This window comes from Arthrobacter sp. zg-Y877, from assembly GCF_030373105.1.
In the GTDB taxonomy this organism is placed as follows: domain Bacteria; phylum Actinomycetota; class Actinomycetes; order Actinomycetales; family Micrococcaceae; genus Arthrobacter_B.
Window position 1 is genome coordinate 641,175 of record NZ_JAUCPU010000002.1, and the last position, 13,123, is coordinate 654,297.

Consider the following 13,123-nt stretch of genomic DNA (forward strand, 5'->3'; position numbering starts at 1 on the left):
TACGGGGTGTGGCGCAGCTTGGTAGCGCGCGTCGTTCGGGACGACGAGGTCGCAGGTTCAAATCCTGTCACCCCGACCAGCATGTGTCCGGTCAGAGAAATCTGACCGGACACTTTTGCGTTAAGCACCGGGTGGGGCGCCGGGCCGGATCAGGCGAAGGTCTCCCCGGTAAGCCGCTCATAGGCCTCCACGTACCTGGCCCGGGTGCGTTCGACGACGTCGGCCGGCAGGGGCGGCGGAGCGGCGTCGGAATGCCTGTCCCAACCCGATGCCGAGGAGGTCAGCCAGTCCCGTACGTACTGCTTATCGAAGGACGGCTGGGCCTTCCCCGGCGAGTACAGCGCCGCGTCCCAGAAACGGGACGAGTCCGGGGTCAGCACCTCATCCCCCAGGGTGACGGCACCGGTCAGCGGGTCCCTCCCGAACTCCACCTTGGTGTCGGCAAGGATGATCCCGCGTTCCCGGGCAACGGCTTCGGCCCGGGTGTAGATCTGCAGCGTCAGCGAACGCAGCTCTTCCGCGGTGCCGGCGCCCACCGTGTCCACCACCGCTTCATAGGTGATGTTCTCGTCGTGTTCGCCCTGCTCTGCCTTGGCCGAAGGGGTAAAGATCGCCGGTTCAATCCGGGACCCATCCTGGAGCCCGTCCGGGAGCGGCAGCCCGCAGACGGTCCCGGCTGCCGTGTACTCGGTCAGCCCGGAACCGGTGAGGTAGCCGCGGGCGATGCACTCGACCGGGAACATCTCCAGCTTCCTGCAGATCATTGCCCGCCCCGCGACCGCCCCGGGAACGCCCTCGTTCGCGGAGATCACATGGTGCGGGATGTCCCCGAGCTGGTCAAACCACCACAGGCTGAGCTGGGTCAGGATCCTGCCCTTGTCCGGGATGGTGCTGCCCAGGACATGGTCATAGGCACTGATCCGGTCGCTGGCCACCACGAGCACACGGTCACCGGCGCCCTCCGCGCCCTCCGGAACGTACAGGTCCCGGACCTTACCGGAATAGAGGTGCCGCCAGCCCGGCAGCCGGGGGGCGCCGCCGGCCGGGTTGTCCGTCCCGCTCACGCCAGTTCCCCCTCATGGGCAACATCGGGTTCCGGCGCTGCCCCGCCGCCGTCCACTCCCGCACTGCCTTCCGGCACCCGCACTTCGCCGCGGGCAGCCTTGAGGGCAATATCTGTGCGGTGCTGGGACCCTTCCAGCCGGATGAGGTCGACGCCGGCGTAGGCGCGGCTCCTCGCCTCTTCCAAATCCGTGCCCAGCCCGACGACGGCCAGCACCCGGCCGCCGGCGCTGCGCACCTTGTCCTTCTTCAGCCTGGTGCCGGCGTGCAGCACATGTACGCCTTCCAGCCGTCCGGCTTTCTTCAAGCCGCGCACCCGGTCCCCGGTCCGCGGGCTGTCCGGATAGTTTTCGGCGGCCACCACCACGGCGACGGCGGGCCGGGGGTCCCATTTGAGCTGTTCCATGGCGTCGAGGCTGCCTGTGGCCGCCGCCATCAGGAGTCCGCCGAGCGGGGTCTTCAACCGGGCCAGCACCGCCTGCGTCTCGGGATCCCCGAAGCGGGCATTGAATTCGATGACCCGCACCCCGCGCGTGGTCAGGGCCAGCCCGCAGTAGAGGACGCCGACAAAGGGAGTGCCGCGGGATGCCATTTCGTCGATGGTCGGCTGCGCGACCCGGCGGACCACTTCCTGCACCAACCCGGCCGGAGCCCAGTCCAGCGGCGAATAGGCGCCCATGCCCCCGGTGTTCGGGCCGGCGTCGTCGTTGAAGATCCGTTTGAAATCCTGGGCAGGAGCCAGCGGCACCACATGCCGGCCGTCGGACAGTACGAAGAGCGAAACTTCGGGGCCGTCCAGGAATTCCTCGATGACGACGCTGCCGCCGGCGTCGAAGCAGGCCCGGGCGTGGTCGAGGGCCTCATCCCGGTCCGAGGTCACCACCACGCCCTTACCCGCGGCAAGCCCGTCGTCCTTGACCACGTACGGGGTGCCGAAAGTGTCCAGCGCGTCCGAGGCCTCCTCGAGGGAGCTGGCTACCCGCGCCATGGCGGTGGGCACGTTGGCCGCTGCCATGACCTGCTTGGCGAAGGCCTTGGAGGCTTCGAGCTGTGCGGCAGCCTGCGACGGGCCGAAGACCGCGAAGCCCGCTTCGCGCAGGGCATCTGCCACTCCGGCGGCAAGCGGCGCTTCCGGGCCGATGACCACCAGATCGGAGCCGAGGCTGCGGGCCAGTTCCGTGACCGCAGCGGGGTCATTGGCGTCAACGGCGTGGACCGGGACCAGCTGGGCAATGCCCGCATTGCCGGGGGCTGCGTGGACCTCGCGGACGTAGGGATCGGCCAGGAGTGCTCGGACAAGGGCATGTTCGCGGCCGCCTGGGCCAACAACGAGAACCTTCACAGTAGATCAGGGTACTTGCTGCGGTGGACTGCCTGAAGTATCCACCCAACATGACGCGGCGGCCACACGGTGGGGTTCCGCCGGGCGCTGCCTCTTTCCCCTCTGCCTCTACCTGTAAGGCCCGGTTCCATTGCAGGTAACCGGACGCGGCTCGATAGTGGAACTGCGGCCACTGCAGCGCAGGACGTGCGCCGCGGAGCAGCGGGGGGCAACGAGATCGACGGCGGTGCCGGGGCCGTCATCGCCGGTTCGCCCCCCGCACCCCTTTAGACTGAATACTATGAACGCAACTTTTACCGCGTCCGACGCCGTTGAACTGGCAGTACTCGAGCGCAACGGCTTTATTGAATCCCGGCACATCGGCTCCGCCGTCGTGATGGCCGCTGACGGATCGGTGGTCACGGAACTGGGTGACATCACCACGCCGATTTTCCCGCGCTCCACGCTCAAGCCCTTCCAGGCTGTCGCCGCCATGCAGTCGGGGGTCCCGCTGCGCGGACCGCAGGTGGCCCTGGCAGCCGCCAGCCACGTCGGGTCCCGTGAACACACCGACGTCGTCCGCGGCATGCTGGCCGCCGCCGGCGTGACCGAGGAGCACCTGCAGTGCCCGGCGGATTGGCCGCAGGACACCGAGGCCCGCAACGAACTGATCCGCGGGGGCAAGGGGCCGCAGCGGATCGCCTTCAACTGCTCCGGAAAGCACGCCGCCTTCCTCTGGGCCTGCACCGAGAACAACTGGGACCATGCCACCTACCTGGAACCGCAGCATCCGCTGCAGCGCAGGATCGCCGAGGTAATCGAAGAATTCACCGGTGAGACCGTGAAGCACTGGGCCGTGGACGGCTGCGGCGCACCACTGGCTGCCGTGTCCCTCACCGGACTGGCCCGGGGGATCGGCCGGCTGTCCAAGGCGCCGTCCGGCAAGCACGGCAACGCCCGCGCGGCGACGGTTGCCACGGCCATGCTTGACTACCCGTGGGCTGTCCACGGCCACGGCCGGGAGAACTCCATCGTGATGGAAGACCTGGGCATCATCGCCAAGAACGGCGCCGAAGGTGTCCTGGTGCTGGGCACCGACACGGGCGTCTCGGTGGCCTTGAAAATGCTTGACGGCAACACCCGCGCCGCATCCCTGGTGGGACTGACGCTGCTGGCCGCCAGCGGCGCCGTCGATCCCGTGGCGGTCGAGAAGGTGCTGGACAAGATCATGCAGCCGGTGCTCGGCGGCGGCGTCCCGGTGGGGAGCCTGCGCCTGGGCGCACCCGTCACCGCACTGCTGGGCTAGCAGGGTGGCACGGCGCCGGATTTCCGGAGAAGACGGCCGGGCCGCGCTGCAGGCAGTGGCCGCCGGAGGAACGGACCGGGGCACCACCGCAATGGCGGTGCGTTATTCGCTGGAGGAACTTGCCGAACGCGCACCCGGCAACAGTGTGGAGGTCCGCGTCCCGCCGTTCGGCGTCACCCAGTGCGTGGCCGGCCCCCGGCATACCCGCGGCACTCCCCCGAATGTCATCGAGACCGACGGCGCCACCTGGCTCGCGCTGGTCACGGGCGCACAGTCCTGGACCGATGCCGTCGCAGCGGGCAAGGTGGCGGCCTCGGGGCTGCGCGCGGACCTGGCGGGCGTGCTGCCGCTCTTCGGCAGCGGTTCCTAGGCAGCAGGCTTTTCCGCTGTCCCGTGTGGGAACGGCAACGGGCCGGACGGGCCCGCCCGGACGGTAGAATCGACCTATGGTTTCCGAGCAGCACAGCCCTGAACGCCGCGAGATTACGGTCCGCCGCGCCCCCCGCTTCGTCCCTTTCCTGGCCCTGGGCGTGGTCGCCGGGTTTATTGCTGCCCTCTTCGTCGCCTACGGCGGAGCCGAGAACCCCGGCTTCACCCGTGAAGCGACCCTCGGGTTCTTCACCATGATGTTCGCCCTCCCCGGACTGCTGCTGGGAGCCCTGACCGCCCTCATCCTCGATTGGATCAGCGTCCGCAGGGCCCGCCGCTCCATGGTGGAAAGCGTGGATTCCACTGAGGCCCAGGGCCCGGGACAGGCGTCGTCGTAACGGTTGGGCACACTGCCTCCGCGGCAGCCGCAACGTGAGAGAATGCTCACATGGCACGCGGAGACGGACAGCTTTCCCATGATCTACTCCCCGGCGAAAAAGGCCCGCAGGATGCCTGCGGTGTCTTCGGAGTCTGGGCCCCCGGCGAAGAGGTAGCGAAACTTACCTATTACGGGCTCTACGCACTACAGCACCGCGGACAGGAATCCGCCGGCATTGCCACCAGCGACGGCAACCGCATCAGCGTGTACAAGGACATGGGACTGGTGTCCCAGGTCTTCGACGAAACCACGCTCAATACGCTTGTCGGGCACATTGCGGTGGGGCACTGCAGGTACTCGACCACCGGCGCCTCGCACTGGGCCAACGCGCAGCCCACCCTCGGGGCCACCGCGAGCGGCACCGTGGCCCTGGCCCACAACGGCAACCTCACCAACTCGGCGGAGCTGTACGAGCAGATCCTCGAACGTGAGGGCCGGCCCCGTGCCGGTGAAATCGCCCAGGGCAACACCTCCGACACGGCTTTGGTCACCGCGCTGCTCAACGGCAGCGACGGACGGTCCCTGGAGGACACCGCGATGGAACTGCTGCCGAAGCTCCGTGGTGCGTTTTCCTTCGTGTTTATGGACGAGGGCACCCTGTACGCCGCCCGGGACACCTTTGGGGTCCGCCCGCTCGTGCTGGGACGCCTGGAACGCGGCTGGGTGGTGGCATCCGAAGCGTCCGCCCTCGCCACAGTGGGTGCCAGCTTCATCCGCGAGATCAAACCGGGGGAATTCATCGCGATCGACGAATCCGGTGTGCGCAGCCGCACCTTCGGAGAGCCGACGCCGGCGGGCTGCGTCTTTGAATACGTCTACCTTGCCCGCCCCGACGCCACGATCGCGGGCCGTTCGGTCTATGAATCCCGCGTCGAGATGGGCCGGCAGCTGGCGCGGGAAAACTCGGTCGAGGCGGATATCGTCATCCCGGTCCCCGAGTCCGGCACCCCGGCAGCGGTGGGCTACGCGGAGGAGTCCGGGATCCCCTTCGCGCACGGTTTCGTCAAGAACTCCTATGTGGGGCGTACATTCATCCAGCCCAGCCAGACCCTCCGCCAGCTCGGCATCAAGCTCAAGCTGAATGCGTTGGAATCCGTGATCCGCGGCAAACGGGTGATCGTGGTGGATGACTCGATCGTGCGCGGCAATACCCAGCGGGCCATCGTACGCATGCTGCACGAGGCCGGGGCCGTCGAGGTCCACGTCAAGATTTCCTCTCCCCCGGTCAAGTGGCCCTGTTTTTACGGGATCGACTTCGCCTCACGTGCCGAACTGATCGCGAACGGCGCCGCGGTGGAGGAAATCTGTGCGTCCATCGGCGCCGACAGCCTGGCGTACATTTCCGAGGACGGGATGATCAACGCGACCATGCAGCCGCGGGAGCGGCTGTGTACAGCCTGCTTCACGGGAAGCTACCCGATCGCCTTGCCGTCCGCGGACCGCCTCGGCAAGAGCCTGCTGGAGCCGTCCAATCCTGCGGAGGACAGCGGAGCCACCGGATGCGATCCGGGTCCTGACAGCGAGTTCGAGAACCTGCTTACCGATACTGAAAAGAAAGAGGCCGTATGAACGCCGCCGACACCTCCATCACCTACGCCTCCGCAGGGGTGGATGTCGAAGCCGGAGACAGAGCCGTTGAGCTGATGAAGGCGGCGGTGAAGGCCACCCACAACTCCTCGGTCCTGGGCGGGGTAGGCGGGTTCGCAGGCCTCTACGACGCCTCCCGTCTGCTTACGTACCGGAAGCCGCTGCTGGCAACGTCCACCGACGGAGTGGGTACCAAGGTCGCGATTGCCCAGGCCCTGGACATCCATGACACCATCGGGTTCGATCTGGTGGGCATGGTGGTGGACGACATCGTGGTGGTGGGTGCCGAACCGCTCTTTATGACCGATTACATCGCCTGCGGCAAGGTGGTGCCGGAGCGGATCGCAGCCATCGTCCGCGGCATCGCGGCGGCCTGCGAGGTGGCCGGGACGGCCCTGGTGGGTGGGGAAACCGCCGAGCACCCCGGCCTCCTCGGTGAGCACGAGTACGACGTCGCCGGCGCGGCCACCGGCGTGGTGGAAGCGGACCGCCTGCTCGGCCCGGACCGCGTGCGCAGTGGAGACGTAGTCATCGCCATGGCATCATCGGGCATCCATTCCAACGGTTATTCACTGGTCCGCCACGTCATCAACCGTGCCGGGTGGCAGCTCGAACGCCAGGTTTCCGAACTGGGACGCACCCTGGGCGAGGAACTGCTGGAGCCTACCCGGGTCTACGCCGCCGACTGCCTGGACCTGGCCCGCTACGAAGCCGCCGGCGTCCACGCCTTCAGCCACGTGACCGGTGGCGGTCTGGCGGCGAATCTCGCCCGTGTGCTGCCCAAGGGGCTGCAGGCCACCGTAGACCGCGCCACGTGGGAGCTGCCTCCCGTCTTCAAGCTGATTGCCGAGCTGGGCAATGTTCCACAGCCGGACCTGGAACGGACACTGAACCTCGGCGTCGGCATGGTGGCGATCGTCGACGCGGGTGGCGCTGACGCCGCGCTCAGCCGGCTCGCTGCCCGCGGGGTCCCTGCATGGGTCATGGGCACCGTCAGGCAGTCCGAAACCCCGGCCGGCGCCGATCCTGATTTTGTCCAGGGTGCCAAGGGGGTCGACGGCGGCGCCGTGCGGCTCGTCGGAGCCTACGCCTAGCCCCCCCCCTGCCCCGCCGCATAGCTAAGGCCTCGACCCCGCTTACCGGGTTCGAGGCCTTAGGTTTGGCTCTAGCTTTCTAGAAAAGCATCTTAACGCCATTCAGCGGATGCACCCTTAGGTGATCCGCTGAAGGATGGCAATTGGCCAACGTCTTTGAGGAACGCACCGCTAGCCTGCGCGGCGGTTACCCTCATCATCGTCATCGTCGCCAAATTGATCCGCGTACTTATCTTCGTACGCCGAGTAGTCGGGCTCAGCCGGTTCCTCGGGATATCGACTGGATGGACGACTCGTCGGTCCTGAGAGCTCGCGCTGAAGCGCCGAGTAGTCCGTGGCCGGGGTGAAGTACTTCATCTCCCGGGCCTGCTTGGTTGCTTTTGCCTTTTGACGGCCGCGCCCCATGGCGTGACCCCCTTTTTGCGTCGATCCGGAGGTTAGTCGTTCGGGCAGATGAACGAGGGCCCCGGAATATTTGGTCAATTTGTCGTAAGTACAGGTTACATGCTTTCCCGCGCCCTTGTGCCCCTCCACCACTGCAGGGAGGTGGAGTCCGGGCACTTGCGCAGCAGTCCCGGCAGGCCTTCCTCCGCGCCCCGCCCCTCGATATTGGCTAAAGTCGGAGGTAGAGACAGTTTTGGGGTGCATTACGGCGCCGCCTACAGGGAGGACAGACGTTCACCATGAGCGATCAGAAAAATACACCGGCAGCGGGTTTTCCGCCACCGGAGAAGGACAGTACGCCGGGTGCCTTCCCTGATCTGAGCGCACATTCGGACTCCCCCGCATGGCTTTCCGAAGACGGAAACCACGATGCCGGGGTGTGGGAACGCAGCTTTGAGGGTGTTGCCGACGGTGAAATGCCCACTGCGGATGCGAAAGGTGACGATCGGGACGGTGCCGCTGGTGAAGGCGCCGATCAAGGCCTGGCCGCTGGTGATGAAACTCCCAACACAGACCTCCCCGCGGAACCCGTAGTCGTGGCACCCGAGGACCTGGAACTGGAAGAACCCTCACTGGCCGATCCGGCGCTGGGCGAGGACGCCGTAGAAGCTGCGGAGCTGGACGAAGTCGCCTCGGAAACCGCCGCCGTGGAGGCCAATGCCGCTGAAGCAGGACGCCTTTCCGGACTCGAACCCGCGCCCGCCGGCGCCGAAATTCCGGTGAACACTGAAGGCTCCGGCACTGCTGTACTCGAAGACGCGGGTGCTGATGCTGATGCTGATGCTCCCGAAGCTACTGCGACGGAGGCAGAGGCAGAGTCCGGCAGCGAGGCTGCCGGTTCCGACGCCGGGGACGACGCTGCAACTGACGACGCCGAAGGTTCCGACACCGCTGAAGCCCCGGAAACGGCGCCTGGTGCGGAGGCCGGAACCGAGGCCGCAGGGGAGCCTGAGGAGGTCGTCGAACCCGCAGCCGAAAAGGCTGAGAGCGCCGGTGAAACGGCGGCTGATCCCGCGAAGGACACGGAGGCGAAACCGGGAAAGGACACCCAGGAGCCCGGGACCCCCGCCGAGTCAGGCACGGAGAGCCCTGTGGACGCCGGTCAGGAACCGGCTGCGGACACGGTGAACCGAGTGGAGGCCGTCGAGAAACCGGCGGCGGAACCACATGCCGGTGGGGCGGACCCCCTGCACGGCATAAACGCCGCAGCACCCGTGACGGGCGCGCTTCCCGACCAGGAGCCTAAAGCCGTCGACACCGCTGCTTCACGGGAGGCCACCACGGCCGCAGTTCCCGCCGGCGACACCCGCCGGTCCCGCCGGCTCGCCGAAAGCCAGGCGGCCGCAGCAGCGGGGGCGGCAGCACGGAAGCCGGCCGGCACATCCACGGACGTTGAGAACCCCGGTGCAGACCGTTCCAGCTCCGCCGCCGGGATGGGAACTCCTGCCGGTGGTGCCCAGGACCCCGCAAAGGATGGCGGCAGGGGCAAACGCAACACGCGTCTGCTGCTCGTGATCGGCGGTGTCGTACTGGCCGCCGTCATCGCCATCCTGTTGTTTGTGTTCGTGTTTAACGACAAGGAAGAAGGAGTCCTCTCCGAAGACGTCAGCCCGATCGAGCTCGAAGCCGGCGCGTGCCTGCAGGACTGGGATGACGTGAACTCCTCGGCGACCGTTGTCACCTGCGAGACACCGCATGATGCACAGCTGGTTGCCACCGACAGCTTCACCGAGGATGCTGCGTTCCCCGGCACCGGCGCCCTGGAAGAACGGGTCGACGAGGTCTGCGCAGCCGTGAAGTACTCCGATGCGGCAACACAATTCCCCGGCTTGAAGCTGACCAAGTCCATTCCCACCGAGCAGACCTGGGCCACCGGCGACCGCCGCGTGGACTGCTTCGTCTTTGCTCCGGAAGGCCAGGAACTCACGGAATCCCTGCTGGCTGAATAAAAACACATCGCGCGGCGGGGAGTACCCGCCGCGCGAAGCCGTCCCGGGCTAGGCGACAGCTGCCACCGTTAGACCGGGCTCGGCCACCAGCCCGTCGCCGTCCAGTCCGTCCGCGGTGCGATCCACCAGGACGGTGTCGCCGTCGCTGATCTTCCCGGCCAGGATGCCGCGCGCCAGCTGGTCACCAATCTCCCGCTGCACCAGGCGGCGCAGCGGCCGGGCGCCGTAGGCCGGGTCATAGCCGGTCAGCGCCAGCCATTCCCGTGCAGCGTCGGTCACGTCCAGCACCAGCCGGCGCTCGTGCAGACGGCTGGCGAGGGCGCGTACCTGGATGTCCACAATCCGGGTCAGGTCCTCAAGGCTCAGCGGGTCGAACAGGATGACGTCATCGAGCCGGTTCAGGAACTCAGGCTTGAAGTTGGCGTTGACCATGGCCATCACCGACTCGCGCTTCTGCTCCTCGGTCAGGCCCGGGTCCACAAGGAACTGGGATCCGAGGTTGGACGTGAGGATCAGGATGACGTTGCGGAAGTCGACCGTGCGCCCCTGGCCGTCGGTGAGCCGGCCGTCGTCGAGCACTTGAAGCAGGATGTCGAAGACATCGGGATGCGCCTTCTCCACTTCGTCGAGGAGGATCACCGAGTAGGGGCGGCGGCGTACCGCTTCGGTAAGCTGGCCGCCCTCTTCGTAGCCGACGTAGCCGGGAGGTGCACCGACAAGGCGGGAGACCGAGTGCTTTTCGGAGTACTCACTCATGTCGATGCGCACCATGGCCCGCTCGTCGTCGAAGAGGAAGTCCGCCAGCGCCTTGGCCAGCTCGGTCTTGCCGACGCCGGTGGGACCGAGGAAGAGGAAGGAACCGGTGGGACGGTCCGGGTCGCTGACGCCGGCGCGGGAACGGCGCACGGCGTCGGACACCGCTGCCACCGCCTTACCCTGCCCGATCAGGCGCGAGCCGATGGCCTCCTCCATGTCGAGGAGCTTCTGCGACTCGCCCTGCAGCATGCGTCCGGAGGGGATTCCGGTCCACGCCGAGACCACTTCCGCGATGTCATCGGCGGTGACCTCTTCGGAGACCATAAGCTCCTTGGCTCCCTCGCCGGAGTTGTTCTCCTCGGCCTGCTGGGCAGCGTCCAGCTCCTTCTGGAGAGCCGGAATTTCGCCGTACAGAATGCGGGAGGCTTCGGTGAGGTCGCCGTCGCGCTGGAATTTCTCGGCTTCGCTGCGCAGCGCATCAATCTTCGCTTTGAGGTCACCGACGCGGTTCAGTCCGGCCTTCTCCGCCTCCCACCGGGCGTTAAGCGCGGCCAGCTGTTCCTTCTTGTTGGCCATGTCTTCGCGCAGGACCGCCAGCCGCTCAATCGAGGCCTCATCGGTTTCATTGGCCAGTGCCAGCTCTTCCATGGTGAGCCGGTCTACGGCACGCCGGAGTTCGTCGATTTCCTCGGGAGCGGAATCGATTTCCATCCGCAGCCGGGAAGCTGCCTCGTCCACCAGGTCAATGGCCTTGTCTGGAAGCTGGCGGCCGGTGATGTAACGGTTGGACAGGGTCGCGGCGGCCACCAGTGCGGAGTCCGCGATGGCGACCTTGTGGTGGGCTTCGTAGCGTTCCTTCAGGCCGCGGAGAATCCCGATGGTGTCCGGGACGCTGGGCTCCCCCACATAGACCTGCTGGAAGCGCCGCTCCAGGGCCGCGTCCTTTTCAATGTTCTCGCGGTACTCGTTCAGCGTGGTGGCACCGATCAGCCGCAGCTCCCCGCGCGCCAGCATCGGCTTAAGCATGTTCCCGGCATCCATTGACCCTTCGGCTGCACCGGCGCCGACGACGGTGTGCAACTCGTCGATAAAGGTCACGATCTGCCCCTCGGCGTTGGAGATTTCCTCGAGCACCGCCTTGAAGCGTTCCTCGAATTCACCGCGGTACTTTGCACCGGCAACCATGGACCCAAGGTCAAGGGACAGCAGGGTTTTGCCGGAGAGGCTCTCGGGCACGTCTCCGGCGACGATGCGCTGAGCCAGCCCCTCCACGACAGCTGTTTTGCCTACGCCCGGCTCGCCGATTAATACCGGATTGTTCTTGGTCCGGCGGCTCAGCACCTGGATGACGCGGCGGATTTCCGCGTCCCGGCCGATCACCGGGTCCAGTTTGCCCGAGCGGGCCATTTCCGTCAGGTCGGTACTGAATTTCTCCAGGGCCTGGAAGGTGTTCTCCGGGTCGGCATTGGTCACTTTGCGGTCTCCTCGTACTGATGGGAGCACGGCGCTCAGGGCGTCATGTCCGGCATTGTTGTCGCGCAGCGCTTTTCCGGCGGGACCGCTGTCCAGGGACAGCCCCAGCAGGAGGTGTTCCGTGGAAACAAAGGCATCGCCGAGCTGCTCGGCTTCCTGCTGCGCGGCGTTGATGACCTGCAGCAGCGGCCGGGAAAACTGCGGCTGCGCCACCGATGACCCCGAAGACGACGGAAGTTGGTGAATGGCGCTGCTGGCGGCCGCGCTGACGGTATCTGCATTTACTCCGGCGGCCTTCAACAACGCGACAGCCACACCCTGCCGCTGGTCCATGAGCGCTTTCAGCAGGTGGGACGGTTCAATCTGCGGGTTTCCCGCAGTATTGGCGTTCATCGCGGCAGCCGAGAGGGCTTCCTGGCTCTTGTTCGTGAATTTAGTGTCCACGGGGGCTCCTCAAAAACCTCAGCGAAATACTTCAGGGGGTGCTGCTAGGCAGAGTTGAGTCTAGTCAGCTCAACTTTAGAAGTAAAGTTATCCACAGCACCTCCGGCCCCGTCGGCCCCCTAGGGAATGTGCTCCTGATCGAAGTCATCGGCGGTCTGGCGCCACCGTTGGTTGCGGGCCTCGAAGAGATCCGCGAGGGCGCCTTCGGACTCGATTTCGAACTGGATTCCCGGGGGCTCTTCGGGGATGCGTCCGGCCAGGTACTCTTCCAGGACGTCGAGGAAGTATTCCCACCCGGCACCGCCGGTCCAGAGCCCGGCTCCGGGGGCAGCCGTTACGGCAAATCCCTTCCGGACGGACGCGTAGCGCAGCTCAAACCGGGTGGACCCGTCCTCCCCGGTCAGATGGAACTCCACCTCGGCCACGGAGTTTGCCTCCCGGGCCCAGGACACGGTCAGAAGGCGGGGACCATCACACCGGAGGATGGTTCCGTGGGAGCCGTCAGGAAGGGTGTAGCTCCCACCGCGCCGCAGGTCACCTTCCGGCAGTGCCACCCATTGGCCCAGCCGGTCCCGGTCGGCGATGGCTGACCACACCTCGCCGATGGGGTAGGGAATCTCCCGCGCCATCACGATCATCAACGCGTGGCCTGCCTGAATCTGCCGGCGCCCGTAGGATCGCACCGTCTTCTCGAGAATCATGTCCAGATCGGACATTTGCCCACTCCTGCCGTAGAACAACCGGCAACCGATCCGGTCCTCCAGCGGCCATCGCGGCCGTGACGGCCGTCAGCAGGTTGCCAGTGGAAGCGGGTTGTATTCAAAGATGTCATGAGAGCTGTCATGAGTGGCCACACATTGGCCGTTTTCAAAACCGTAG

Annotated in this window: 11 protein-coding genes and 1 tRNA gene; 7 read left to right on the forward strand and 5 right to left on the reverse strand. The window is 66.4% G+C overall.

The annotated features are described in order from the left end of the window. Window positions 1-2 precede the first annotated feature (2 nt). A tRNA-Pro gene (locus tag QNO03_RS07130) sits at window positions 3-79 on the forward strand. A gap of 70 nt (window positions 80-149) precedes the next feature. Here QNO03_RS07130 and QNO03_RS07135 read toward each other — a convergent pair. Both QNO03_RS07135 and purD read right to left on the reverse strand, forming a co-directional pair. Continuing rightward, complete coding sequence (locus QNO03_RS07135; RefSeq protein WP_289602766.1) at window positions 150-1,064, reverse strand: phosphoribosylaminoimidazolesuccinocarboxamide synthase; 915 nt, start codon at window positions 1,062-1,064, stop codon at window positions 150-152. Then, window positions 1,061-2,404: a phosphoribosylamine--glycine ligase gene (gene purD, locus QNO03_RS07140; RefSeq protein ID WP_289602768.1), complete on the reverse strand. Its 1,344-nt coding sequence runs from the start codon at window positions 2,402-2,404 to the stop codon at window positions 1,061-1,063. Before purD ends, QNO03_RS07135 begins: the two co-directional genes overlap by 4 nt. 280 nt (window positions 2,405-2,684) lie before the next feature. Here purD and QNO03_RS07145 point away from each other — a divergent pair, with 280 nt between their 5' ends. From QNO03_RS07145 to purM, 5 genes are all read left to right on the forward strand, one after another. Continuing rightward, window positions 2,685-3,689 carry an asparaginase gene (locus tag QNO03_RS07145; RefSeq protein ID WP_289602770.1) on the forward strand — a complete coding sequence of 335 codons (1,005 nt, stop codon included), beginning with the start codon at window positions 2,685-2,687 and terminating at the stop codon, window positions 3,687-3,689. Window positions 3,690-3,693: 4 nt separating this feature from the next. Continuing rightward, window positions 3,694-4,059 carry a sterol carrier family protein gene (locus tag QNO03_RS07150; protein ID WP_289602772.1) on the forward strand — a complete coding sequence of 122 codons (366 nt, stop codon included), beginning with the start codon at window positions 3,694-3,696 and terminating at the stop codon, window positions 4,057-4,059. Between the two features lie 76 nt (window positions 4,060-4,135). Further along, on the forward strand, window positions 4,136-4,456 hold the full coding sequence (locus QNO03_RS07155) for a hypothetical protein (protein WP_229946863.1): 321 nt from the start codon (window positions 4,136-4,138) through the stop codon (window positions 4,454-4,456). Between the two features lie 50 nt (window positions 4,457-4,506). Next, window positions 4,507-6,066, forward strand: a complete 1,560-nt coding sequence (gene purF, locus QNO03_RS07160) for an amidophosphoribosyltransferase (RefSeq protein ID WP_289602774.1) — start codon at window positions 4,507-4,509, stop codon at window positions 6,064-6,066. Next, window positions 6,063-7,178 carry a phosphoribosylformylglycinamidine cyclo-ligase gene (purM, locus tag QNO03_RS07165; RefSeq protein ID WP_289602775.1) on the forward strand — a complete coding sequence of 372 codons (1,116 nt, stop codon included), beginning with the start codon at window positions 6,063-6,065 and terminating at the stop codon, window positions 7,176-7,178. Before purF ends, purM begins: the two co-directional genes overlap by 4 nt. A gap of 171 nt (window positions 7,179-7,349) precedes the next feature. Here purM and QNO03_RS07170 read toward each other — a convergent pair whose 3' ends face one another. After that, a complete protein-coding gene (locus QNO03_RS07170; RefSeq protein WP_227912583.1) occupies window positions 7,350-7,583 on the reverse strand; it encodes a DUF3073 domain-containing protein in 234 nt (77 codons plus the stop codon). 278 nt (window positions 7,584-7,861) lie between these two features. Here QNO03_RS07170 and QNO03_RS07175 point away from each other — a divergent pair, with 278 nt between their 5' ends. Further along, complete coding sequence (locus tag QNO03_RS07175; RefSeq protein WP_289602776.1) at window positions 7,862-9,571, forward strand: septum formation family protein; 1,710 nt, start codon at window positions 7,862-7,864, stop codon at window positions 9,569-9,571. 48 nt (window positions 9,572-9,619) lie between these two features. Here the strand turns inward: QNO03_RS07175 and clpB are convergent, their stop codons facing one another. Then, a complete protein-coding gene (gene clpB, locus QNO03_RS07180) occupies window positions 9,620-12,244 on the reverse strand; it encodes an ATP-dependent chaperone ClpB (protein ID WP_229946854.1) in 2,625 nt (874 codons plus the stop codon). Window positions 12,245-12,363: 119 nt separating this feature from the next. Next, window positions 12,364-12,960 (reverse strand): SRPBCC domain-containing protein, encoded by a 597-nt coding sequence (locus QNO03_RS07185; protein WP_289602777.1) that lies wholly within the window; start codon window positions 12,958-12,960, stop codon window positions 12,364-12,366. Window positions 12,961-13,123: the final 163 nt, after the last annotated feature.